A 23,141-nucleotide genomic window follows, 5' to 3' on the forward strand; every position below is an offset into this window, starting at 1 on the left:
TCCTACATTTGTTCTGTGGCGCTCCTGCTGTTTATGTCAGTTGTTAGGGTGCCGTTTCTAATTTTTCTCCCTACTTTGTGCCTGAGCCCGACACATCTGCGGGCAGTTCCTCAAACCTTCTGCGCGTGAGGTGCACCATGGCCAAAGTCATTCTGAAGAAAAAAATCGACGCTTCGACTTCTGCTCTGAGCGACGTCAAATCCTATGCCCGCAAGATCTGGCTGGCAGGCCTGGGTGCCTACACCAAGGTCGGCCAAGAGGGCAGCGACTACTTTCAAGAGTTGATCAAGGCTGGTCAAACTGTTGAAAAGAAAGGCAAAAAAGCCGTCACCGAAAAACTCGAAGCCGCCAACGCCGAGATCGACGAAGCCAGGGATGAAGTCAGCTCGTTCAAAGGTCGCGTCGAAGTTCAGCTCGACAAGGTCGAGAAGGCGTTCGACTCCCGTGTAGCAAGCGCCTTGAATCGTATCGGCATTCCGTCTAAACATGACGTTGAGACACTCTCTGCTAAGCTCGATGAGCTGACGGCATTGCTCGAACGCGTCGCGCGTAAATCTTAAGGAGAACGGGATGGCTGGTAAAAAGAACACCGATAAAGAAGGCAGCTCGTGGATTGGGAAAGTCGAAGACTACTCCCGCAAAATCTGGCTGGCTGGTTTAGGCGTGTACTCGAAGATCGACACTGACGGCAGCAAGCTCTTCGAGTCACTGGTCAAAGACGGCGAGAAAGCCGAGAAGCTCACCAAGTCGGCAGTCGGCAAGAAAGTCGATGCCGCCAAGGATTCCGCTTCTTCGGCCAAGTCGCGCATCAGCGGCGTGAAAGATCGCGCACTGGGCAAGTGGGACGAGCTGGAAGGGGCTTTCGACAAGCGCCTGAACAGCGCGATTTCGCGCCTGGGTGTGCCTAGCCGCAATGAAGTCAAAGCGCTGCACAGCAAGGTCGAGACCTTGACCAAGCAGATCGAGAAACTCACCGGTCTGAAAACCCAACCGGTCGCGGCGAAAACCGCAGCGGCCAAACCGGCAGCCAAAACCGCCGCGAAGCCACTGGCTAAAGCGGCTGCGAAACCAGCTGCCAAAGCTGCGGCCAAGCCAGCGGCAAAAACCGCTGCCGCCAAGCCTGCTGCTAAAACGGCCGCTGCCAAACCAGCCGCCAAGGCTGCCGCGAAACCGGTTGCTGCCAAAGCCGCTGCGAAACCTGCGGCCAAGTCCGCGGCCAAACCAGCCGCCAAGCCAGCAGCGAAAACCGCTGCCGCGAAACCGGCTGCCAAGCCTGCGGCCAAACCGGCTGCGGCGAAAAAACCGGCAGTGAAAAAACCGGCCGCGCCGAAGGCCGCTGCGCCGAAGCCAGCTGCACCCGCAGCAGCCAAGCCAGCTACCCCGGCAACCCCGGCCAGCGCGTCGAACTCCGCCGCTGCACCGACTCCGGTAGCCACCCCGACTGCTGCATCGACCCCGTCGACGCCAACCAGTCAGTCCTGATTTTTCAGGGCAAAACAAAACGCCCGGCCTGTGAAGGTCGGGCGTTTTTGTTTGTGCAGATAATCGCTGGAACAACACCATTCCCCCTGTGGGAGCGGGCTTGCTCGCGAAGGCGGTGTGTCATTCAGCATTGATGTTGGCTGAGCCACCGCTTTCGCGAGCAAGCCCGCTCCCACAGGGGGGAATGTGTAGCCCCTTCAGTCGTGATCTTCGAGGTACTGCAATGCCATCCGTTCAGTAGCGACTTTCACCGGCGGCAGCAGATGCGGCGCCACCAGCATCATGATCTGGTACACCACCAGTTTGACCTCGCCTTCGCGATCGAGAATCCGCTGATAGTCCAGCGAGAACAGCAGGGTCAGGGTGATCTGTTCCACCAGTTGCCCCAGCGCCTGGGTGTCACTGACCAGTTGCCCCGAAGCCTTCAACCGCGCCAGCAAGGACGCCAGCGTACGCTTGAGCGCGTTGAGCAGGTTGCGGATGCCCTTGGCCAGTTTCGGCAGGCGCCCGGCGAGGTTCGACAGGTCCTGGAACAGAAACCGGTACTGCGCCAGGCGCTCGACGATCAGGTGCAGAAACAGCCAGTAATCCTCCGGCGCCAGCTCGGCATCCGATGGCGGATCGAGCAGCGGCGCCAGTTCGTTCTGGAAGCGTTCGAACAGGCCGAGAATCAACGGCTCCTTGCCGTGGAAGTGGTAGTAGAGGTTGCCGGGGCTGATCCCCATTTCATTGGCCACTTCCATGGTGGAGACGTTGGGCTCACCCTTTTCGTTGAACAGTTGCAGGGCACATTCGAGAATCCGGTCGCGGGTTTTCATCCAGTCTTCTTAGGAAAGTTCGGTTAAGCGTCAGCGCACATGCACGTAGGTGCCGGGAGCTGCCTCCATCGGTGGATAATTCGGGTTGCCGAGGGTAAACGTGGTTTCGTGCTGTGTGCCGGAGCGCTGCTGTATCCACTCCAGCCACTGCGGCCACCAACTGCCGTCGACGCGCTTGGCGTCGTAATACCAGGCGCGTGGATCGCTGCTCAGCTTGCCGTTCTCGACGTAATTGGCTTTCGGGTTGCTCGGCGGGTTGAGGATGCTTTGCACGTGGCCGCTGTTGGACAGTACGAAACGTCGCTCGCCACCGAGCAGCAGGGTCGAGCGGTACACCGCGTCCCACGGCGTGATGTGGTCGTTCATGCCGGCCACGCTGAAGCTGTCGACCGTGACTTTCTGCAGGTCGATTGGCGTACCGCAGACTTCCAGCCCGCCCGGGTGGGTCAGCGGATTGTGTTTGAAGAAGTCCAGCAGGTCGCCGTGGAACGCGGCGGGCAGGCGGGTGTTGTCGTTGTTCCAGTACAGAATGTCGAAGGCCGGCGGCTCTTTGCCGAGCAGGTAGTTATTGACGAAGTAGCTCCAGATCAAATCGTTGGGCCGCATCCAGGCAAACACCTTGGCCATGTCGCGACCGTCGAGCACGCCTCGCTGATAGGAGCGGCGTTTGGCCGCTTCGATGGTCTGTTCGTCGGCGAACAGGGTGGTCGGGGTTTCGATCTCACTGTCGAGCAGGCTGACCAGATAGGTCGCACTGGAGATCCGTCGCAGTTGCCGTTTGGCCTGCAGATGACCCTGTAGCGCGGCGATGGTCAGGCCACCGGCGCAGGCACCCATCAGATTCACCTCGCGCGCGCCGGTGATCGCACGGCAGATGTTCATCGCTTCTTCCACCGCTTCGACGTAGGTCGAGAGGCCCCATTCACGGTGGCGCACGTCCGGGTTGCGCCAGCTGATCATGAAGGTCTGCAGACCGTTTTTCAGCGCGTACTGGACGAAGCTATTCTGCGGGCTGAGGTCGAAAATGTAGTACTTGTTAATTTGCGGCGGCACCACCAGCAACGGCTTGGCGTACTGCTTTTCGCTCATCGGCTTGTACTGGATCAGCTCGAGCATCTCGTTGCGAAACACCACGGCGCCGGTGGTGGTGGCGACGGTCTTGCCGACCTCGAACGCCTGCTTGGTAACCTGGCGTGGCAGGCCATCGTTGTGCAGCAGATCATCAAACAGATGGCTCAGGCCGCGCACCAGACTCTGGCCGCCGGAATTGAACAGCTCCTTGACCGCCAGCGGATTGAGCAAGGTATTGGAGGGCGCGACGGCATCGTTGAGCAGGGTGAACGCGAAGTGCGCGCGAGCGCGATCGTCCTCGCTCATGCTGCTTTCATCGATCCAGCTCTTGACCTGTTTCTGCCAGGCCAGATACGCCTGCAGGCTGCGCCGGTAGAACGGATTGAGGCTCCACGCCGGGTCGGCGAACCGCGCGTCCTGCGGGTTGGTCGGGTGCAGGGTTTCACCGAGCAGCACGCGACCGAGCTGGCCGCCGAGTTTCAAGGCGTGTTTGGCACTGTGGAACGGGTTGCGCAGACCGTGGGCGGCGACGCTGCGCAAGGTCGAGAGCAAGTCCCGCCCACGCAGGCCGGTCATTGCACTTTGTGCATTGATGAACACGGCGGGACTGGGCACTACGCCCGTCGCAGGTTTGTCGCGCATGACTCAACACTCCTTCGTCTTCAGGTCAAAAACAAACTCACCGAACCAGAACACCATAGTCGCTGTTACGGGTTGCTGCCTGCGCGGCGTCCTGCCGCGCACTTTGTTCAAAACCCTGCATAAAGCCTGCCGCCGTGATTTATCCGCCCAGCGGGGTCGGGTGCGGGTGCATCACGGCGCGCTGTCGTTCCTCCTCAAGGAATTTCATGATGATCGGCGCCACGGCTTCGGCGCGGGTGATCAGGAACAGATGACCGTCGTCGATGATGTGCAACTGGGCGTTGGGGATGCGCCAGGCGAGCATGCGCATGTTGATCAGCGGGATCAGCGGATCGTCGTCGCCGGCCAGCACCAGAGTCGGCTGATGGATCTTGTGCAGCCAGTGGATGCTGGTCCAGCCCAGGCCTGCGAACAGTTGCCAGTAGTAACCGAGCTTGCCCGCCGAACGCACTTTCGCCGCATGGCTGGCGGCCAGCGTCGGGTCGCGGCGGAACGAGCCGCCGTAAATCAACGGCGCGATGCGGATCACGTGCGATGGCTGGATGTAGCGGCGTGGGCTGGCCATCATCCACAGCACTTTCGGCTTGCCCGGCACCATGAAGGCGCCGGCCGCGGTCGCCGCCAGCACCAGTTTCTTGCAGCGTTCGGGGTAGTCGTGGGCGAATTGCTGCGCCAGCGCGCCGCCCCACGACACGCCGATCACGTTGACCTGACCGTAGTCGAGGTAGTCGAGCATCCGCGCCGTCAGCTTCGCCAGCCCGGGAAAGCGATACGGCCGGTTGGGCGTCGACGAGCCGCCGACACCGGGCACGTCGAAGGCGATCACTTCCAGATCCGGGTCCAGCGCCGCGACAAACGGAAACACCAGCTCCAGGTTGGCGCCGATGCCGTTGAAAATCAGCAAGGGCGTCAAATGAGGCTTGCCGGGGCGTACCGCGGTGCGGAGGGTCTGCCCATCCAGATCGACGGTACGAAAAATGAACGGTTGCGGCATGCTTCAGGCCCTGTGGGTCAATCTCAATATCACCTCCAATCCCTTGTGGGAGCGGGCTTGCTCGCGAAGGCGTCGTGTCAGTCGCCAATGATGTTGGCTGATCAACCGCTTTCGCGAGCAAGCCCGCTCCCACAGGGGATGAGGTGTGTCAGTTACCGCTCGTGAACATATGTGCCCGGCGATGCTTCACCTGGCGCGTACGTCTTGTTGCCGAGTTTGGTTGGTGCTTTTTTCAGATTACCCGAGCGCTCGGCCTGCCACGCCTGCCAGTACAGCCACCAGGAATCGGTGTGCTTGGTCGAGTTCTCTTGCCAGTCGTCGGCATTGGCGGCCATGCCTTCGCTGGTCATGTAGCGCGACTTCGGGTTGCCCGGCGGGTTGAGGATGCTCTGGATGTGCCCGCTGCTCGACAGCACGAACTCGACCTTGCCGCCAAACAGTTGCGCCGACTTGTAGCAGGATTTCCACGGGGTGATGTGGTCGTTAGTGCCGGCCAGCGAGAAGATGTCGGCGGTAACCTGTTTGAGGTCGATCGGCGTGCCGCACACTTCCAGTGCATTGGGGCGGATCAGTGGGTTGTTTTTGAACATCTCGATCAGGTCGCCGTGAAACGCGGCCGGCAACCGGGTGGTGTCGTTGTTCCAGAACAGGATGTCGAACACCGGCGGCTCGTTACCGAGCAGGTAGTTGTTGACCCAGTAGTTCCAGATCAGGTCGTTGGGGCGCATCCACGCGAAGACCTTGGCCATGTCTTTGCCTTCGAGCACGCCGGCCTGATACGAGTGGCGCTTGGCGGTCTCGAGGGTCTGCTCGTCGACGAACAGGGCGACGTCGCTGTCCAGGGTAGTGTCGAGCACGCTGACCAGCAGGGTCAGGGCGTTGACCTTCTTTTCGCCGAGGGCGGCGTAGTGGCCGAGCAGGGCGGTGCAGGTGATGCCACCGGAGCAGGCGCCGAGCATGTTCACGTCTTTGCTGCCGGTGATGGCGGTGACCACGTCGACTGCTTCTTTCAGCGCATCGATATAGGTCGACAGGCCCCACTCGCGCTGGGCCTTGGTCGGGTTGCGCCAGCTGACGATGAAAGTCTGCACGTTATTACGCAGGCAGAAGCGCGCCAGACTCTTGTCCGGGCTCAAATCGAAAACGTAGAACTTGTTGATCTGTGGCGGCACCACAAGCAATGGCCGCTCGTGGACCTGTTCGGTGATCGGCTTGTACTGGATCAGCTCCAGCACGTCGTTGCGAAACACCACTGCGCCTTCGGTCATGCCGAGGCTCTTGCCGACCTCGAACGCGCCCATGTTGACCTGGCTCGGCATGCCGCCGTTGTGCACCAGATCCTTGGCCAGATGCGAGAGGCCATCGAGCAGGCTTTTGCCGCCGGTCTCGAAGAAGCGTTTGACCGCCGCCGGGTTGGCGGCGGTGTTGGTCGGGGCCATGGCTTCGGTCATCAGGTTGATCACGAAGTGGCCGCGCGCGATGTCTTTGGGTGACAGGCTGCTGTCGTCGATCCAGGAGTGGAGCTCCTTGCGCCACGCCAGATAAGTTTGCAGATAACGTTTGTAGAGCGGGTTCTGACTCCACGCCGGATCAGCGAAGCGACGGTCATCGCTGGCCGGTTGCAGTTCCGATTTGCCGAACAGCACGTTCTTCAGTTCGAGACCGAAATGGGTCACGTGCTTGACGCTATGGATCGGTTGTTTGATGGCCTGGGTCAGCACCATTCGAGCAGAGGCCAGCAGATCCTTTCCGCGCAGCCCAACGACGGGATTAAGCCCCAGGGTGTTTTCCGAGGCTTGGTACTTCAGGTCATCGTTATTCTTGTTACTCATCTACGACGCTCCATTGTCCTGAGACGAGTACCCGGTTTCTGCTGTGCAGTTCCACAGCGAATGCCAGGTACTACTGCTCGGGTGACCGTTAATTCTGCATAGCTGCTTTACAGTCGTAGAGCACTGCAGGGAACTTGCCAGCTCCATTGGTTACCCGAGTTTAATTTTTTTCGCAAGCAGGCCGATCCTCGGCCACACAGCAGAGCATTCAAACAGATGAATTTAGAAAATGCCCTCTAAAGAGCAAGAGTCTCGGACTAGAGCATCAGCTTGACGATTGACTGGTCCGGATCGCGGGTTTTCCCGGCCGCTTTGAGCTCGGCCAGATAATCGGCCCAGAGTGCGTCATGACGTCGCCCCAGCTCGTAGAGATAATCCCAGGTGAACAGGCCGCTGTCGTGACCGTCGTCGAAGGTCAGTTTCAGTGCGTACTGACCGGCCGGTTCCAGGCCGCTGAGGCCGACATTGAGCTTGCCGAATTGCAGGATCGGTTTGCCGTGGCCCTGGACCTCGGCGGAGGGGGAGTGCACGCGCAGGAATTCGGCGGGCAGGGTGTATTCCTCGCCGGACGCGTATTTGAGCGTCAGGGTTTTCGAGGCTTTGTGCAGTTTGATGTCGGTGGGGATTGAGGTCATGGTCTGGCGTCCGTTGTGTGGGCGACCCTGATTCAAATGTGGGAGCGGGCTTGCTCGCGAATGCGGTGTGTCAGCCAACATTGGTGTCGACTGGCACGGCCTCTTCGCGAGCAAGCCCGCTCCCACAGGGTCCGCTACCGCTGTAAGTATGGCTTACAGGATATAACGGGACAGGTCTTCGTTCTGCGCCAATTCGCCCAGATGGCTGTTGACGTACGCAGCGTCGATCAGGATCGGCTTGTCGTCATGCGCGCTGGCCAGGTCGCCGGCACTGAACGACACCTCTTCCAGCAGGCGCTCGAGCAGCGTGTGCAGACGACGGGCACCGATGTTCTCGGTTTTCTCGTTGACCTGCCAGGCGATCTCCGCCAGACGCTTGATGCCTTCCGGCTGGAACTGGATGTTCAGGCCTTCGGTTTTCAGCAGCGCGCAATATTGCTCGGTGAGCGATGCGTGCGGCTCGCTGAGGATGCGCTCGAAGTCTTCCGGGCTCAGCGCCTTGAGCTCGACACGGATCGGCAGACGGCCCTGCAGCTCCGGCACCAGATCGCTCGGCTTGCTCAGGTGGAACGCACCGGAGGCGATGAACAGGATGTGGTCGGTCTTGACCATGCCCAGCTTGGTGTTGACGGTGCAGCCCTCGATCAGCGGCAGCAGGTCGCGCTGTACGCCTTCACGGGACACGTCGGCGCCGCCGACATTGCCGCGCTTGGCGACCTTGTCGATTTCGTCGATGAACACGATGCCGTGTTGCTCGACCGCTTCCAGCGCCTTGGCCTTCAACTCTTCTTCGTTGACCAGACGCCCGGCCTCTTCGTCGCGCACCAGTTTCAGCGCTTCTTTGACCTTGAGCTTGCGAGCTTTCTTCTTGCCCTTGCCCATGTTGGCGAACAGGTTCTGCAGCTGGCTGGTCATTTCTTCCATGCCAGGCGGCGTGGCGATTTCGATGCCGGCCACTTCGGCGACTTCGATCTCGATTTCCTTGTCGTCCAACTGGCCTTCGCGCAGGCGCTTGCGGAACAGCTGACGGGTGTTGGAATCGCTGCTCGGTGCTTCTTCATTGCTGAAGCCCATGCGTGCAGGCGGCAGCAGTGCGTCGAGGATACGGTCCTCGGCAGCGTCTTCGGCACGATGACGCACGCGGGTCATTTCCTGCTCGCGGAGCATCTTGATCGCGGCGTCGGCCAGATCACGGATGATCGATTCGACGTCACGGCCAACGTAGCCGACTTCGGTGAATTTGGTCGCTTCGACCTTGATGAACGGCGCGTTGGCCAGTTTCGCCAGGCGACGGGCGATCTCGGTTTTACCGACACCGGTCGGGCCGATCATCAGGATGTTTTTCGGGGTCACTTCAACGCGCAGCTCTTCAGGCAGCTGCATGCGGCGCCAGCGGTTGCGCAGGGCAATCGCGACGGCGCGCTTGGCATCGTCCTGGCCGATGATATGGCGGTTGAGTTCGTGGACGATTTCGCGGGGAGTCATGGACATAGTAATTGACGGTCCTCAAGCAGAAACAAGCCGTGGCACTTTGGCCGCGTCAGGCTTATTCAGCGAGATCCTGCTCCTCAATGGTCTGGGTGTGGTTGGTGAATACACAGATGTCGCCGGCGATACCGAGGGCAGTTTCGACGATCTCACGGGCCGACAGGTCGGTCTTTTTCAACAGCGCGCTGGCTGCGGCTTGCGCGTAGGCGCCGCCGGACCCCATGGCGATCAGGCCGTCTTCGGGTTCGACCACGTCACCGTTGCCGGTGATGATCAGCGAGGCGTCCTTGTTGGCGACCGCGAGCATGGCTTCGAGGCGGCTCAGGGAGCGGTCGGTGCGCCATTCTTTGGCGAGTTCGACAGCGGCGCGGATCAGGTGGCCCTGATGTTTCTCAAGCTGGCCTTCGAAACGTTCGAACAGTGTGAAGGCGTCGGCGGTGGCACCGGCGAAACCGGCGATGACCTGGCCGTGGTACAGGCGACGAACTTTCTTCGCGTTGCCTTTCATCACGGTGTTGCCGAGAGAAACCTGGCCGTCGCCGCCCATGACGACTTTGCCGTGGCGGCGGACTGAAACGATGGTGGTCAAGGGAAGAGTCTCCACGCAGCGGGGCGAAAATGCCTTATGCCCATTCATATGGGGGTGCTGGATAGGATTTCAACCGGGGAGGGCGCAGGGGGACGAACGGCGGAGGACAGACCGGGAATATGTTGTGCCGGTTATGACGCCTTCGCGAGCAGGCTCGCTCCCACAGGGACTGCGTGATTCCTGTGGGAGCGAGCCTGCTCGCGAATGAACGATGACGCGATGCGACTGACGGAATCAGCGGCTCTGGCGTTGTTGTAACAGCAGGTTGCTGAAACCGCTGCCGGCCAGTTGTTTCTGGGCGGTGGTCAGCTGTTCACGGTTGCTGAACGGGCCGACCAGCACGCGGTACCAGGTCTCATCCTTGACCGTGCCCGACTCCACCGAAACGGCCTGGCCGAGCAGAATGATCTGCGCCCGAACCTTGTCGGCATCGGCCTCTTTGCGGAACGAACCGGCCTGGAGGAAGAACTTGGTCACCGGCGCCGCTTTCGCCACCGGTGGCGCTGGCGGCGGGGTAATACCTGACAGCGCAGCCTGCGCCCGCGCGGTGTCGATCTTCGCCGCTTCCGCCGGGGTGACCGGCGTGGTCGGCACTTGTGGCGTCGGCAGGGTTTTCTCCGGCACGGCATCCGGCGGCACGATCACTTCCGATTCCGGCAGCAGGGTGTAGAAGTCGTACTTCGGCTTCACCGGTTGCGTCGGGCTCGGCGGGGTCTTGTTGGCCTCGGCGATCTTCGACGCTTTCTGCTGCTGCGCCTGCTCGACTTTCTCGCGCTTGACCGTGTCGCTGCCCTTGCCCGGCTCCAGTTTCATCAGGAACACGATGAACGCACCGACCGTCAGGCCGATGGCCATCCACAGCCAGCCCGGGATCGGTTGCTTTGCAGGAGCTTGGTAACGGCTGGCGCCACGCTTGGGTGCAGGTTTTTTCTTGGCAGCCAACTTACATGCGCTCCAGAGTTTCCAGGCCCAACAGTTCCAGGCCTTGCTTGAGAGTACGACCGGTCAGCGCGGCCAGACGCAGACGGCTCTGCATCTGGACCGGCGTCTCGGCGGCGAGGATCGGGCAGTTCTCGTAGAAGCTGGAGAACAGACCGGCGACGTCATACAGATAGGTGCAGAGGATGTGCGGTGTGCCTTTTTCCGCGACGTTGTTCAGCACTTCGCCGAACTGCGCCAGCTTCGCCGCCAGCTCTTGCTCGTGCGCCGCTTCGAGGACGATCTGGCCGTCGACTTCGCTGAAGTCCTTGCCCAGTTTGCGGAACACCCCGGCCACACGGGTGTAGGCGTACAGCAGGTACGGCGCGGTGTTGCCTTCGAAATTCAGCATCAGGTCGAAGTTGAAGCTGTAGTCGCTGGTGCGGTGCTTGGACAGGTCGGCGTATTTCACCGCACCGATGCCGACAACCTTGGCGATGTTGCGCAGTTCGTCTTCGGCCAGTGTCGGGTTTTTCTCTTTGACCAGGTTGTAGGCACGTTCCTGCGCTTCGGTCAGCAGATCGATCAGCTTCACGGTGCCGCCATCACGGGTCTTGAACGGACGGCCGTCGGCGCCGTTCATGGTGCCGAAGCCCATGTGCTCCATTTCCATCGGATGGGTCACGAAACCGGCCTTGCGCGCCACGGCGAACACTTGCTGGAAGTGCAGGGCCTGACGCTGGTCGACGAAGTACAGCGCGCGGTCGGCCTTCAGTTTGCCAGAACGATAGCGCACGGCCGCCAGGTCAGTGGTGGCGTACAGGTAACCGCCGTCAGCCTTGACGATGATCACTGGCAGCGGATCGCCATCGGCGTTCTTGAACTCGTCGAGGAACACGCACTGGGCGCCGTTGCTCTCGACCAGCATGCCGGCGGCTTTCAGGTCGTTGACCACGTTGATCAGGTCGTCGTTGTAGGCGCTTTCGCCCATCACGTCGGCCATGGTCAGTTTGACGTTGAGCAGTTCGTAGATCTTCTGGCAGTGCGACAGCGAGATGTCCTTGAACTTGGTCCACAGCGCCAGGCACTCGGCATCGCCGGCCTGCAGCTTGACCACCAGACCACGGGCACGGTCGGCGAACTCTTCGGATTCATCGAAACGCTGCTTGGCGGCGCGGTAGAAGTTTTCCAGATCGGACAGCTCGTCGCTGGTGATCGGGTTTTCCTGCAGATACGCCATCAACATGCCGAACTGGGTGCCCCAGTCGCCCACGTGGTTCTGGCGGATCACTTCGTCGCCAAGGAACTCGAGCACACGGGCCACGCCGTCGCCGATGATGGTCGAGCGCAAGTGGCCGACGTGCATCTCTTTGGCCAGGTTCGGTGCCGACAGGTCGACCACGGTGCGCTGCGCCGGGCCGGCCTTGCGCACGCCAACGTTAGCGTCGGCCAGAGCGGCGTCGAGGCGCGAGGCGAGGGCCTGGGTGTTCTGGAAGAAATTGATGAAGCCTGGACCGGCGATTTCGGCCTTGGTGACGTTCTCGTCGGCCGGCAGCGCAGCGATGATTTTCTCTGCCAGATCGCGCGGCTTCATGCCCGCAGGCTTGGCCAGCATCATGGCGATGTTGCTGGCGAAGTCGCCGTGGGTCTTGTCACGGGCGTTCTCCACCTGAATCGCCGGCGACAGGCCTTCAGGCAACACACCTTCGTTGACGAGTTGGGTGAGGGCTTGTTGGATCAGCTGGCGAATGGTGTCTTTCATGGTCTTCTCTTTCGACCGCAAGCGCGGCGGCGCATCGATGCGCGGGTGGAAAAACTGGGCATTATCCGTTGCGAAGACGGGCTTGCCAACCTTAGCAGGCAGCTTATGGATATGTGGTGACAATTCGGGCCTCTTCGCGAGCAAGCCCGCTCCCACAATGGATCAGCGGCGTTCACTTGTCTGGCTCATACCCTATGGGAGCGAGCTTGCTCGCGAAGGCGATTTCAGATCAATACAGATCCACGGGATCGACATCCAGCGACCAGCGCACCGCGCGCCCGCTCGGCATCTGCTCCAGCTCCAGCAACCAGCTGCTGAGCAACCGATGCAGCGGCGCCCGCGCCGTAGCCTGCAACAATAGCTGCGCGCGATAGCGACCGGCGCGGCGCTCCATCGGCGCCGGCACCGGCCCGAGCAGTTCGATGCCGCTCAGATTCTGCTCGACCAGCAAGCGCTCGGCCGCGCTGCATGCCTCATCGAGAAAACTCTCGGCCTGCCCCGGTTTGTGTGCTTCGGCACGCAACAGGGTCAAGTGTGAAAACGGCGGCAGTCCGGCAGCCCGGCGCTCGCTCAAGGCCTGCTCGGCAAAGGCGAAGTAACCCTGCTCGGTCAGTTGCACCAATAAAGGATGGTCGGCCAGGTGGGTCTGGATGATCACCTTGCCCGGCTCCTCAGCCCGCCCGGCGCGCCCGGCGACCTGCACGATCAATTGCGCCATGCGCTCGCTGGCACGGAAATCTCCGGAGAACAGCCCGCCGTCGGCATCCAGGATCGACACCAGCGTGACCCGCGGGAAGTGGTGCCCCTTGGCCAACATCTGGGTGCCGACCAGAATGCATGGCTGACCCTTCTGAATGGTCGCGAACAGCTGATTCATCGCGTCCTTGCGCGAAGTGCTGTCGCGGTCGACGCGCAGCACCGGGTAGTCCGGGAACAGAATCGCCAGGCGTTCTTCGGCGCGTTCGGTGCCGGCGCCCACCGGCCGCAGATCGACCTTGTTGCACTTGGGGCATTGGCGCGGCGTGCGCTCGACGTTGCCACAGTGGTGGCAGCGCAGTTCGCCGTAGCGCTGGTGCACGGTCATTCGCGCATCGCAGCGCGAGCACTCGGACATCCAGCCGCAATCGTGGCACAGCAACGTCGGCGCAAAGCCGCGCCGGTTGAGGAACACCAGCACCTGCTGGCCCGCCGCGAGGGTCTGGCCGATGGCTTGTTGCATCGGCCCGGAAATGCCGCTGTCCAGCGGACGGCTTTTCACGTCCAGCCGCAGGAAGCGTGGCTGCTTGGCGCCGCCGGCCCGCTCGTTGAGGCGTAGCAGGCCATAACGACCGGTGTAGGCGTTGTGCAGGCTTTCCAGCGACGGCGTGGCGGAGCCGAGGACGATCGGGATGTTTTCCTGTCGCGCGCGCACCAGCGCCAGATCCCGGGCGTGGTAGCGCAGGCCTTCCTGCTGTTTATAGGAGCCGTCGTGCTCTTCGTCGATGATGATCAGCCCCGGGTTCTTCATCGGGGTGAACAGCGCCGAGCGGGTGCCGATAATAATGTCGGCCTCGCCGTCGCGGGCAGCGAGCCAGGCGTCGAGGCGCTCGCGGTCGTTGACCGCCGAATGCAGCAGGGCGATGCGCGCATTGAAGCGCTGCTCGAAACGCGCCAGGGTCTGCGGGCCGAGGTTGATCTCCGGGATCAGCACCAGTGCCTGCTTGCCGGCTTCGAGGGTTTCGCGGATCAGTTGCAAATAGACTTCGGTCTTGCCGCTGCCCGTGACCCCGGCCAGCAGAAACGCGTGATAACTGTCGAACCCGGCACGGATCGCTTCGTAAGCGGCGCGTTGTTCGGTGTTCAGCGGCAACTCCGGTTGCGCCAACCAATGTTCATGGCGCACGCCAGGGGCGTGCCGACGAATCTCCACTTGCACCAGACCCTTGGCCAGCAGCAGGTCGAGGCTGTCCTTGCTCAGCATCAGCTTGCTCAACAACTGATGGGCCACGCCGTGCGGGTGCTGCGCCAGCGTCGCCAGCGCTTCACGCTGGCGCGGGGCGCGGGCGACGCGCGGATCATCGAGGCTGGCGCCGGGGGCGACTGACCAGAAGCGCTCCTGTCGCGCCTCGGCCAGTTCGCCCTGACGCAGCAGCACCGGCAGCGCCCAGCTCAAGGTGTCGCCGAGACTGTGCTGGTAATACTGCGACGTCCACAGGCACAGCTTGAACAGTGCGGGCGGCAACGGCGGTTCGACATCGAGCAGGGCCAGCGCCGGCTTGAGTTTTTCCAGCGGCACGTCGCTGGTGTCGGTGATCTCGACCAGAATCCCGATCATTTCCCGTCGCCCGAATGGCACCCGCAGGCGCATGCCCGGCTGCAACTGGGCACGCAACACCCCGGCCGGCGCCCGATAGTCGAACAGGCGGCGCAGGGGCGAAGGCAGGGCGAGGCGCAGAATGGCGTCGGGCACGCGGGGAGTCTCTATCAACACGAAAGAAGGGCGAACGCAGATCAATTGTGGGAGCGGGCTTGCTCGCGAATGCGGTGTGTCAGGCACCGTAATATTGGCTGACACAGCGCATTCGCGAGCAAGCCCGCTCCCACAGGGAATCGCGCAATGGGCCGGGAGCCTAGCAGACGGTCGGTCTCAGGGACAGCTTGCGCGATTGACATTGTCTGGTAGAATCCGCGGCCTAATTACGTGCGGTATTCAACAATAGTGTTGGGTGGCGGCACGCTAGCTGAGGAAGACATTATGAAAGCTGATATCCACCCGAATTACCCAGAAGTTGCAGTAACCTGCAGCTGCGGCAACAAGTTCGAAACCCGTTCGACCTTCGGCAAAGCCCTGGCGATCGACGTTTGCAACGAGTGCCACCCGTTCTACACCGGTAAGCAGAAGACTCTGGACACCGGTGGCCGCGTTCAGAAGTTCGCCGACCGTTTCGGTGCCTTCGGCGCCAAGAAGTAAGATTGGTCATTCTGGAAAACTTCGACGGTTTCTCCAGGCTGATGAAAAAGGCGCCCCTTGTGGGCGCCTTTTTTGTGTCCGCGATTTGGCTGTCCGCTGCCCAGGCATTTTGCCCCACGCCTGCCGGCCTGAGCAGCGTCAGCGTCCAGCGCGTGGTCGATGGCGACACGCTACGCCTGAGCGATGGGCGCAGTGTGCGGATGATCGGTCTCAACACGCCGGAGTTGGGCAAGCAGGGCCGCAGTGACGAACCCTTCGCCGTGGCGGCACGTAAACGCCTTGAAGTACTGGTGGCGGACAGCGGCGGTCGGGTCGGTCTGCTCCCAGGCAAGCAGGCCAAAGACCATTACGGTCGCACCCTCGCGCATGTCTACAGCACCAACGGCACCAATCTTGAAGCGCAAATGCTCGCCGACGGCCTTGGTTTTCAGGTGGCGGTGGCACCGAATGTCGATCTTGTGGCCTGTCAGCAGGCGGCCGAACGCAGCGCCCGGCAGGCCGGTCGGGGCCTGTGGCGCCAGTCACCTGTACTGAAAGCGGAGCAGATCCGCACTTCAGGTTTCGCCTTGGTCAGTGGGCGTGTGAGCAGGGTTCAACGCAATCGCGGCGGAATCTGGATAGAGTTGCAGGACTCGGTTGTACTGCGCGTTGCACCCAATCTCGTCGGACAATTCGACAACGCCCGGTTGCAGACGCTGCAGGGCAGGCAGATCGAGGCTCGCGGCTGGATCGTCGACCGTTCGCGGCGTGGCGGGTTGAAGCCGGGTCAGCCGCGTTGGCTGCTGCCGTTGACCGATCCGTCGATGCTGCAAAGCGCGCGCTGAAGAAAAATTGTAGACATTTTTTCTGTCGATTGTGAACAGTCAAGCCCTTGTGCGCCGTGGCTCTTGGCCCAAAGTCGTAGGACAGGGCGCTTGACAGGGGTGACCGCTCAGTCTTGTGGGGACTTTGCGAGGCGCGTATCCTCGCTGACCAGTCTGTCCAACAGTAAAAAGCGGAATGCCAAAATGTCTGATCTGAAAACTGCCGCTCTCGAATATCATGCCAATCCTCGTCCAGGGAAGCTGAGTGTCGAGCTCACCAAGGCCACTGCTACCGCCCGCGACCTGTCGCTGGCCTACAGCCCCGGCGTAGCTGAACCAGTGCGTGAGATCGCCCGCGATCCTGAACTGGCCTACAAATACACCGGCAAGGGCAACCTGGTTGCAGTCATTTCCGATGGCACCGCGATTCTGGGCCTGGGTAACCTCGGCCCACTGGCCTCCAAGCCAGTGATGGAAGGTAAAGGTGTACTGTTCAAGCGCTTCGCCGGCATCGACGTATTCGACATCGAAGTCGACTCCGAAAGCCCGCAAGCCTTCATCGACACCGTAAAACGCATCTCCATCACCTTCGGTGGCATCAACCTGGAAGACATCAAGGCGCCTGAGTGCTTTGAGATCGAACGTGCTCTGATCGAGCAGTGCGACATTCCGGTATTCCACGATGACCAGCACGGCACCGCGATCGTGACCGCTGCGGGCATGATCAACGCCCTGGAAATCGCCGGCAAAACCCTGCCGGAAGCCAAAATCGTCTGCCTCGGCGCCGGCGCTGCGGCCATCTCCTGCATGAAGTTGCTGGTGAGCATGGGCGCAAAAATCGAAAACATCTTCATGGTTGACCGTACCGGCGTGATCCACTCCGGCCGTGATGACCTGAACCAGTACAAAGCCGTGTTCGCTCACGCCACCGACAAGCGCAGCCTGGCTGATGCTCTGAAAGGCGCTGACGTGTTCGTCGGCCTGTCCGGTCCGAACCTGCTGAGCGCTGAAGGTCTGCTGTCGATGGCGGCCAACCCGATCGTCTTCGCCTGCTCGAACCCGGATCCGGAAATCTCCCCGGAGCTGGCACACGCCACCCGCAGCGACGTGATCATGGCCACCGGTCGTTCCGACTACCCGAACCAGGTCAACAACGTTCTGGGCTTCCCGTTCATCTTCCGTGGTGCCCTGGACGTTCGCGCCAAGCGCATCAACGAAGAAATGAAAGTGGCTGCGGCCAACGCCCTGCGTGAACTGGCCAAACTGCCAGTGCCACAGGACGTGTGCGACGCCTACGGTGGTGCGCCTCTGGAATTCGGTCGTGAGTACATCATTCCGAAGCCAATGGACAAGCGCCTGATCACCCTGATCTCCGACGCTGTGGCCAAGGCCGCGATCGAGACCGGTGTGGCGACCCTGCCGTATCCGAAGAACTACCCGCTGAAAAGCGTGGATGACGTGTTCAACGGCTAAGCCGTTGTAGCGCTTCAACGAAAGCCCCGGCTTGTGAGAGTCGGGGCTTTTTTGTGCCAGTGTGATTTGTGGTGTTCTTCAGTGCCTCTTCGCGAGCAAGCCCGCTCCCACAGGTTTTGTGGCTACAACTCGCTCACTGTGGGAGCGGGCTTGCTCGCGAAGAGGCCGGCCCAGACAACATAAAATCACAGCCATGAAAAAGCCCCGCACTTCAATCGAAGGCGGGGCTTTTCAATGAGGCTCGATCAGAACAGATCGATCGGTGCCTGCTCATCCGCCGGCAGCGGGCTGCCCGGTACGGCGCCGTTGCCCAGCTCATTCACCGAGGGCGGCGTGTCTTCCGACTTGAACAGCTCGAAGTAGGCGCCCGGCGTGCTCGGCGTTGCCGCACGACCGCTGACCGGATCCACCCGCAGGCTGAGAATGCCTTCCGGCTCAGGCTGTACGTGCGGCGGCTTGTCCTTGAGCGCGGCAGACATGTAGTTCATCCAGATCGGCAACGCCACGGTGCCACCAAACTCGCGGCGACCAAGGCTTTCCGGCTGGTCGAAGCCGGTCCACACGGTGGTCACGTAATCGGCGTTGTAACCGGAGAACCACGCATCCTTCGATTCGTTGGTGGTACCGGTCTTGCCCGCAATGTCGCTGCGGCCCATGGCCAGTGCGCGGCGACCGGTGCCGAGCTTGATCACGTCCTGCAGCATGCTGTTGAGGATGTACGTGGTACGTCCATCGACGATCCGCTCGGCCACGGCCGGCGCTTGTGGTGCTGCGGCAGTGCCCAGGGCTTCACCCGGAACCGGTGCGGCGTTGACGGTGATCGGCTGAGACTCCGGCGCGGCAAGGCCATCGGTCGCCGAGCCACCCTGTGGCACGGTTGGCGGGTTGGCGACGAACAGCGTGTCGCCGTTGCGGCTTTCGATCTTGTCGATGATGTACGGGGTGATCTTGTAACCGCCGTTGGCGAAGGTACTCCAGCCGGTAGCGATTTCCATCGGGGTCAGGGTCGCGGTGCCCAGCGCCAGCGACAGGTTCGGCGGCAGGTCCTGCTTGTTGAAGCCGAAACGGGTGATGTAGTCGATGGTCTTGCCCACACCCATCGCCTGCAACAGGCGGATCGACACCAGGTTACGCGACTTGTACAGCGCTTCGCGCAGACGGATCGGGCCGAGGAAGGTGTTGGTGTCGTTCTTCGGCCGCCAGACCTTGTCCAGGTACTCGTCGACGAACACGATCGGCGCATCGTTGACCAGCGTTGCGGCGGTGTAACCGCTGTCCAGCGCAGCGCTGTAGACGAACGGCTTGAAGCTCGAACCCGGCTGACGCTTGGCCTGCAGGGCGCGGTTGTAGTTGCTCTGCTCGAACGCAAAGCCGCCGACCAGCGAGCGAATCGCGCCGTTCTGCGGATCCAGCGACACCAGCGCGCCTTGCGCCTGCGGAATCTGGCTGAACTTCAGCGAATTGTTCGGCTGACGCTGCACGCGAATCAGGTCGCCGACCTGCGCCACATCCGACGGCTGACGCGGTGCGGCGCCCATGCTGTTGGTGTTGAGGAACGGCCGCGCCCATTTCATGGTGTCCCAGGCGACGTGTTCTTCGCCGGTACGGGTCAGCACCTGCAAGCCATTCTTGTCGACCTGGGTGACGATGGCCGGCTCCAGGCTGCTGATGGTGCGCTGCTTGGTCAGCTCGGTCGCCCAGGCTTCGTGGGTCTTGCCCGGCAGGCGCGACTCAGGGCCGCGGTAGCCGTGACGCTGGTCGTAGGTCATCAAACCTTCGTGCAGCGCGGTGTTGGCCATTTCCTGCAGGTTGCTCGGCACCGTGGTGGTGACGCGGAAACCTTCGGTGTAGGCGTCGCTGCCATAGCGACCGACCATTTCGGCACGGGCCATTTCGGCGATGTACGGTGCGTTCACTTCCGGGGTCGGCACGTGATAGCTGGCGTTCAGCGGCTCGTTGATCGCGGCGGTGTAGTCAGCCTCGGAAATCTTCCCGAGCTTGTACATGCGCCCAAGGATCCAGTCGCGGCGCTCCTTGCTGCGCGCCGGGTTGGCCAGCGGGTTGAAGCGCGACGGGGCTTTCGGCAGGCCGGCGATCATCGCCATCTGCGCCAGGCTGACGTCGCGGATCGACTTACCGTAATACACCTGCGCCGCCGCCTCGATGCCGTAGGCGCGGTTACCCAGATAAATCTTGTTCACGTACAGCTCGAGGATCTCGTCCTTGGTCAGCTGCCGCTCGATCTGCAGGGCCAGAAGAATCTCGGTGGTTTTGCGCGAGAAGCTGCGTTCGCTGGTCAGGAAGAAGTTCTTCGCCACCTGCATGGTGATGGTGCTGCCGCCGGACTGAATGTGCCCGCTTTTGACCAGTTGGGTCGCGGCGCGCATCAGGCTGCTCGGATCGACGCCATAGTGGTTGGCGAAATTGTCGTCTTCAGCACTTAGTAACGCATTAATGAAATTGGGTGGAATGTCGGCGAAACGGATCGGAGTACGGCGCATTTCGCCAAATTCTGCGATCAACTTGTTGTCGCTGCTGTAGACCCGGAGCGGAATCTGCAACTGAATGCTTCTCAGCGCCTCCACAGACGGCAAACCCGGACTAAGGTAAAGAAACGCGCCGCTGAGACCTAAAAGCAGTCCGCAGAAAACGGCGACGATGGACCAACCGAAAAATTTCAGCAGACGAATCAAGGCTTTTGAACATCCAGGGCAAAGAATGAATTGGGCGACAGGGTTCCGGTAACACACAGAACAACCTGGGCCGGCAGTAAAAAGCGGAAAAAAACGCTGGGCATTATAAGCACTTTTCTGCTGGGGGCGTCATTTGCGCTTCTGTCAAGACGGGGTGAAGGAACGCAATGCGTATTACAGAGTCCGTAACTCACGGAAAGTCATAGGGAATTGGTAGTGCTGGGACTCTTCAAGAAAAAGACCAATACGTTACTGGGGATCGACATCAGCTCCACTTCGGTGAAGCTGCTGGAGTTGAGCCGTCAGGGCGACCGCTACCGGGTCGAGGCCTACGCGGTAGAGCCGCTGCCGCCCAACGCCGTGGTCGAAAAGAACATCGCCGAGCTCGAAGGCGTGGGCCACGCCTTGTCCCGGGTACTGGTCAAGGCGCGCACCGGGCTCAAGAGCGTGGCGCTGGCGGTGGCCGGTTCTGCGGTGATCACCAAGATCATCGAGATGGACGCCGGGCTGACCGATGACGAGCTGGAAAACCAGCTGAAGATCGAAGCCGACCAATACATTCCCTATCCACTGGACGAAGTCGCCATCGATTTCGAAGTCCAGGGCGTGTCGCCGCGCAACCCGGAGCGGGTCAGCGTGCTGCTGGCCGCCTGTCGCAAGGAAAACGTCGAAGTCCGCGAAGCGGCGCTGGCGCTGGCCGGGCTGACCGCGCGCGTGGTCGATGTCGAGGCCTATGCGCTAGAGCGCTCGTTCGGTCTGCTCGCCACTCAACTGGCAGCCTCGCAGGAACGCCTGACCGTGGCGGTGGTGGACATCGGCGCGACCATGACCACCCTCAGCGTCCTGCACAACGGCCGCATCATCTATACCCGCGAGCAGCTGTTCGGTGGCCGGCAACTGACCGAGGAAATTCAGCGCCGCTACGGCCTGACTGTCGAGCAGGCCGGGCTGGCGAAAAAGCAGGGCGGTCTGCCGGACGACTATGTCAGCGAGGTATTGCAACCGTTCCGTGATGCTCTGGTGCAGCAGGTCTCGCGCTCGTTGCAGTTCTTCTTTGCCTCCGGGCAGTACAACGCCGTCGATCACATTCTGCTGGCCGGCGGCACCGCCTCGGTGCCGGGGCTGGATCGGCTGATCGAACAGCGTCTGGGCACCCCGACCCAGGTCGCCAACCCGTTTTCCGACATGGCCTTGAGCAGCAAGGTCAACGCCGGAGCCCTGGCCAGTGACGCGCCGGCCCTGATGATTGCCTGCGGGCTCGCGCTCAGGAGTTTCGACTGATGGCGCGGATCAACCTTCTCCCCTGGCGTGAGGAACGCCGCGAAGAGCGGCGCAAACGCTTTCTGCTGATCCTGATCGGGGTGTTCGTCGGTTCGGTGGGCGCGGTGTTCATTGCCGATCAGATCGTCGGCACCGCCATCGAGCGGCAGACAGCACGCAACGCCTACATCGGCAAACAAATCGCCGTGGTCGACGAGCGGATCAAGCAGATCAGCGAACTCAAGGCACGGCGCCAGCAACTGGTCGAGCGCATGCGCATCATCCAGGACTTGCAGGGCAACCGGCAGATCAGCGGGCGGATCTTCGACCAACTGGCGCGCACGCTGCCGGACGGGGTGTATTTCACCAGCGTGAAATTGCTCGGCAAGACGCTGTCGATCAGCGGCGCGGCGGAGTCGAACAACCGCGTTTCGGAGCTGATGCGCAATCTGGATGCTTCCGACTGGTTCGATGCGCCGAGTCTTAATGAAGTGAAAGCGACGACTGCCGGTCAGGTGGATCAGGCCAACGTCTTTCAGCTGACCGTGCGTCAGACCCAGCCAGCCGCGACGGAGGGCGACAAATGAAGCCGTCCGAATGGCTGCAAAGTCTGCGCAATATTGACTTCAACGATCTGGACACCAGCAATATCGGCTCCTGGCCGGCCGCGGTGAAAACCATCGCGGGAGCGTTGCTGGCGGTGCTGGTGTTGGCGCTTGGCTATAACTTTTTCATCAGCGACGTGGAAAACCAGCTGGAAGCCAAGCGTCAGGAAGAGGACACCTTGAAGGAGCAGTTCGCCAGCAAGGCGCACATGGCCGCCAACCTGGAGCTGTACACCCAGCAGATGAAGGAGATGGAGAACTCCTTCGGCGTGCTCCTGCGGCAGTTGCCCAGCGACACCGAAGTCCCGGGATTGCTCGAAGACATTACCCGTACCGGGCTGGGCAGCGGTCTTGAATTCGAAGAGATCAAGCTGCTGCCGGAGGTGACCCAGCCGTTCTACATCGAGCTGCCGATCCAGATCACTGTCACCGGGGCTTACCACGACCTCGCGACCTTCGTCAGTGGCGTCGCCGGGTTGCCACGGATCGTCACCTTGCACGATTTCGAACTGGCACCGGCCAATCCCGACGGCGGGACGAAGCTGCGCATGAGCATCCTCGCCAAGACCTACCGCTATAACGACAAGGGGTTGGACAAATGACCCCGATCCGTTATTTCGCCCTGTCAGTGCTGGTGCTCGGCCTCAGTGGTTGCGGCAGCAGTGACGAATTCAGCGACCTCGACGCCTACATGAACGAAGTGCGTCTGCGCCCGGCCGGCCGGATCGAGCCGACGCCGACCTTTCATTCCTATCCCACCTTTACCTACAGCGCGGCCAACCTGCGCAGCCCGTTCTCGCGCCAGGTGCGCGTCGATCTGGCCGGGCAGCAGCGTGGCTCGCGCAACGTCAAACCCGACCCCAACCGGGTCAAGCAATACCTCGAAGGTTTCAACATCGAGCAGTTTGAAATGGTCGGCACGATCTCCAATGCCAGCGGCTCCTTCGCCTTGCTGCGCGGGGCGGGTGCAGTGCATCGGTTGAAAGTCGGCGACTACCTGGGGCGCAACGACGGGCGCATTGTCGCCATCAGCGCCACTCAGGTCGATGTGGTCGAGATCGTGCCCGACGGCGAAGGCGCCTGGCTGGAACGTCCGCGCACCATTCCTTTGAAAGAGCACTCATAG

20 protein-coding genes are annotated in these 23,141 nt (G+C 61.5%); 9 read left to right on the top strand and 11 right to left on the bottom strand.

Annotated elements, in window-relative coordinates:
• The first annotated feature begins 137 nt into the window (after positions 1-137).
• Together V3W27_RS13175 and V3W27_RS13180 are read left to right on the top strand one after the other, a co-directional pair.
• Positions 138-560, top strand: coding sequence for a phasin family protein (locus V3W27_RS13175; protein WP_097087009.1), 423 nt, complete (start codon positions 138-140; stop codon positions 558-560).
• A 10-nt stretch (positions 561-570) separates the two neighbouring features.
• Positions 571-1,482, top strand: coding sequence for a phasin family protein (locus V3W27_RS13180; RefSeq protein WP_096794687.1), 912 nt, complete (start codon positions 571-573; stop codon positions 1,480-1,482).
• Between the two features lie 197 nt (positions 1,483-1,679).
• Here the strand turns inward: V3W27_RS13180 and V3W27_RS13190 are convergent, their stop codons facing one another.
• The 10 genes from V3W27_RS13190 to V3W27_RS13235 all read right to left on the bottom strand — a co-directional run bounded on the left by V3W27_RS13190 (position 1,680) and on the right by V3W27_RS13235 (position 14,680).
• A complete protein-coding gene (locus tag V3W27_RS13190) occupies positions 1,680-2,300 on the bottom strand; it encodes a TetR/AcrR family transcriptional regulator (protein ID WP_115988384.1) in 621 nt (206 codons plus the stop codon).
• Between the two features lie 30 nt (positions 2,301-2,330).
• Positions 2,331-4,013 carry a class II poly(R)-hydroxyalkanoic acid synthase gene (phaC, locus tag V3W27_RS13195; protein ID WP_098966801.1) on the bottom strand — a complete coding sequence of 561 codons (1,683 nt, stop codon included), beginning with the start codon at positions 4,011-4,013 and terminating at the stop codon, positions 2,331-2,333.
• Positions 4,014-4,152: 139 nt separating this feature from the next.
• On the bottom strand, positions 4,153-5,007 hold the full coding sequence (phaZ, locus tag V3W27_RS13200) for a poly(3-hydroxyalkanoate) depolymerase (protein ID WP_027611303.1): 855 nt from the start codon (positions 5,005-5,007) through the stop codon (positions 4,153-4,155).
• Positions 5,008-5,159: 152 nt separating this feature from the next.
• Entirely contained in the window at positions 5,160-6,839 is a 1,680-nt protein-coding gene (gene phaC, locus V3W27_RS13205) for a class II poly(R)-hydroxyalkanoic acid synthase (RefSeq protein ID WP_330206771.1), read from the bottom strand.
• A 257-nt stretch (positions 6,840-7,096) separates the two neighbouring features.
• The gene (locus V3W27_RS13210) at positions 7,097-7,474 is read right to left on the bottom strand and encodes a gamma-butyrobetaine hydroxylase-like domain-containing protein (protein ID WP_103368729.1); all 378 of its coding nucleotides are present in this window, start codon (positions 7,472-7,474) and stop codon (positions 7,097-7,099) included.
• A gap of 153 nt (positions 7,475-7,627) precedes the next feature.
• Positions 7,628-8,965, bottom strand: a complete 1,338-nt coding sequence (hslU, locus tag V3W27_RS13215; RefSeq protein ID WP_007968354.1) for an ATP-dependent protease ATPase subunit HslU — start codon at positions 8,963-8,965, stop codon at positions 7,628-7,630.
• A gap of 55 nt (positions 8,966-9,020) precedes the next feature.
• The gene (gene hslV / locus V3W27_RS13220; protein ID WP_007968352.1) at positions 9,021-9,551 is read right to left on the bottom strand and encodes an ATP-dependent protease subunit HslV; all 531 of its coding nucleotides are present in this window, start codon (positions 9,549-9,551) and stop codon (positions 9,021-9,023) included.
• A gap of 234 nt (positions 9,552-9,785) precedes the next feature.
• Entirely contained in the window at positions 9,786-10,493 is a 708-nt protein-coding gene (locus V3W27_RS13225) for an SPOR domain-containing protein (RefSeq protein ID WP_041074932.1), read from the bottom strand.
• A gap of 1 nt (position 10,494) precedes the next feature.
• Positions 10,495-12,231, bottom strand: a complete 1,737-nt coding sequence (gene argS / locus V3W27_RS13230) for an arginine--tRNA ligase (RefSeq protein WP_098966806.1) — start codon at positions 12,229-12,231, stop codon at positions 10,495-10,497.
• A gap of 229 nt (positions 12,232-12,460) precedes the next feature.
• Complete coding sequence (locus V3W27_RS13235) at positions 12,461-14,680, bottom strand: primosomal protein N' (RefSeq protein WP_330206772.1); 2,220 nt, start codon at positions 14,678-14,680, stop codon at positions 12,461-12,463.
• A 285-nt stretch (positions 14,681-14,965) separates the two neighbouring features.
• On the opposite strand from V3W27_RS13235, the gene rpmE reads away from it, so the two are divergent.
• From rpmE to V3W27_RS13250, 3 genes are all read left to right on the top strand, one after another.
• On the top strand, positions 14,966-15,181 hold the full coding sequence (gene rpmE / locus V3W27_RS13240; RefSeq protein WP_007968345.1) for a 50S ribosomal protein L31: 216 nt from the start codon (positions 14,966-14,968) through the stop codon (positions 15,179-15,181).
• A 41-nt stretch (positions 15,182-15,222) separates the two neighbouring features.
• Complete coding sequence (locus tag V3W27_RS13245; RefSeq protein ID WP_330206815.1) at positions 15,223-16,005, top strand: thermonuclease family protein; 783 nt, start codon at positions 15,223-15,225, stop codon at positions 16,003-16,005.
• Between the two features lie 183 nt (positions 16,006-16,188).
• Positions 16,189-17,457 carry a malic enzyme-like NAD(P)-binding protein gene (locus tag V3W27_RS13250; RefSeq protein WP_003220889.1) on the top strand — a complete coding sequence of 423 codons (1,269 nt, stop codon included), beginning with the start codon at positions 16,189-16,191 and terminating at the stop codon, positions 17,455-17,457.
• A gap of 245 nt (positions 17,458-17,702) precedes the next feature.
• Here the strand turns inward: V3W27_RS13250 and V3W27_RS13255 are convergent, their stop codons facing one another.
• On the bottom strand, positions 17,703-20,147 hold the full coding sequence (locus V3W27_RS13255) for a penicillin-binding protein 1A (protein ID WP_430962661.1): 2,445 nt from the start codon (positions 20,145-20,147) through the stop codon (positions 17,703-17,705).
• Positions 20,148-20,366: 219 nt separating this feature from the next.
• Here V3W27_RS13255 and V3W27_RS13260 point away from each other — a divergent pair, with 219 nt between their 5' ends.
• From V3W27_RS13260 to V3W27_RS13275, 4 genes are read left to right on the top strand one after another with little or no spacing between them, the layout of a single operon-like run.
• Entirely contained in the window at positions 20,367-21,431 is a 1,065-nt protein-coding gene (locus V3W27_RS13260) for a pilus assembly protein PilM (RefSeq protein WP_330206774.1), read from the top strand.
• Positions 21,431-21,997, top strand: a complete 567-nt coding sequence (locus tag V3W27_RS13265) for a PilN domain-containing protein (protein WP_330206775.1) — start codon at positions 21,431-21,433, stop codon at positions 21,995-21,997. Before V3W27_RS13260 ends, V3W27_RS13265 begins: the two co-directional genes overlap by 1 nt.
• On the top strand, positions 21,994-22,617 hold the full coding sequence (gene pilO / locus V3W27_RS13270; protein WP_330206776.1) for a type 4a pilus biogenesis protein PilO: 624 nt from the start codon (positions 21,994-21,996) through the stop codon (positions 22,615-22,617). Before V3W27_RS13265 ends, pilO begins: the two co-directional genes overlap by 4 nt.
• A complete protein-coding gene (locus tag V3W27_RS13275) occupies positions 22,614-23,141 on the top strand; it encodes a pilus assembly protein PilP (protein ID WP_330206777.1) in 528 nt (175 codons plus the stop codon). The genes pilO and V3W27_RS13275 overlap by 4 nt, the downstream gene beginning before the upstream one ends.

The organism is Pseudomonas sp. AM14(2022), assembly GCF_036346455.1.
GTDB lineage: Bacteria > Pseudomonadota > Gammaproteobacteria > Pseudomonadales > Pseudomonadaceae > Aquipseudomonas > Aquipseudomonas putida_A.

Excerpts from the sequence above, each read along its gene's own strand:
- phaC (WP_098966801.1), bottom strand. The coding sequence starts at position 4,013 with ATGCGCGACAAACCTGCGACGGGCGTAGTGCCCAGTCCCGCCGTGTTC.
- V3W27_RS13275 (WP_330206777.1), top strand. The coding sequence starts at position 22,614 with ATGACCCCGATCCGTTATTTCGCCCTGTCAGTGCTGGTGCTCGGCCTC.
- hslU (WP_007968354.1), bottom strand. The coding sequence starts at position 8,965 with ATGTCCATGACTCCCCGCGAAATCGTCCACGAACTCAACCGCCATATC.
- V3W27_RS13210 (WP_103368729.1), bottom strand. The coding sequence starts at position 7,474 with ATGACCTCAATCCCCACCGACATCAAACTGCACAAAGCCTCGAAAACC.
- rpmE (WP_007968345.1), top strand. The coding sequence starts at position 14,966 with ATGAAAGCTGATATCCACCCGAATTACCCAGAAGTTGCAGTAACCTGC.
- V3W27_RS13250 (WP_003220889.1), top strand. The coding sequence starts at position 16,189 with ATGTCTGATCTGAAAACTGCCGCTCTCGAATATCATGCCAATCCTCGT.
- V3W27_RS13190 (WP_115988384.1), bottom strand. The coding sequence starts at position 2,300 with ATGAAAACCCGCGACCGGATTCTCGAATGTGCCCTGCAACTGTTCAAC.
- pilO (WP_330206776.1), top strand. The coding sequence starts at position 21,994 with ATGAAGCCGTCCGAATGGCTGCAAAGTCTGCGCAATATTGACTTCAAC.
- phaC (WP_330206771.1), bottom strand. The coding sequence starts at position 6,839 with ATGAGTAACAAGAATAACGATGACCTGAAGTACCAAGCCTCGGAAAAC.
- V3W27_RS13245 (WP_330206815.1), top strand. The coding sequence starts at position 15,223 with ATGAAAAAGGCGCCCCTTGTGGGCGCCTTTTTTGTGTCCGCGATTTGG.
- argS (WP_098966806.1), bottom strand. The coding sequence starts at position 12,231 with ATGAAAGACACCATTCGCCAGCTGATCCAACAAGCCCTCACCCAACTC.
- phaZ (WP_027611303.1), bottom strand. The coding sequence starts at position 5,007 with ATGCCGCAACCGTTCATTTTTCGTACCGTCGATCTGGATGGGCAGACC.
- V3W27_RS13175 (WP_097087009.1), top strand. The coding sequence starts at position 138 with ATGGCCAAAGTCATTCTGAAGAAAAAAATCGACGCTTCGACTTCTGCT.
- V3W27_RS13265 (WP_330206775.1), top strand. The coding sequence starts at position 21,431 with ATGGCGCGGATCAACCTTCTCCCCTGGCGTGAGGAACGCCGCGAAGAG.
- V3W27_RS13180 (WP_096794687.1), top strand. The coding sequence starts at position 571 with ATGGCTGGTAAAAAGAACACCGATAAAGAAGGCAGCTCGTGGATTGGG.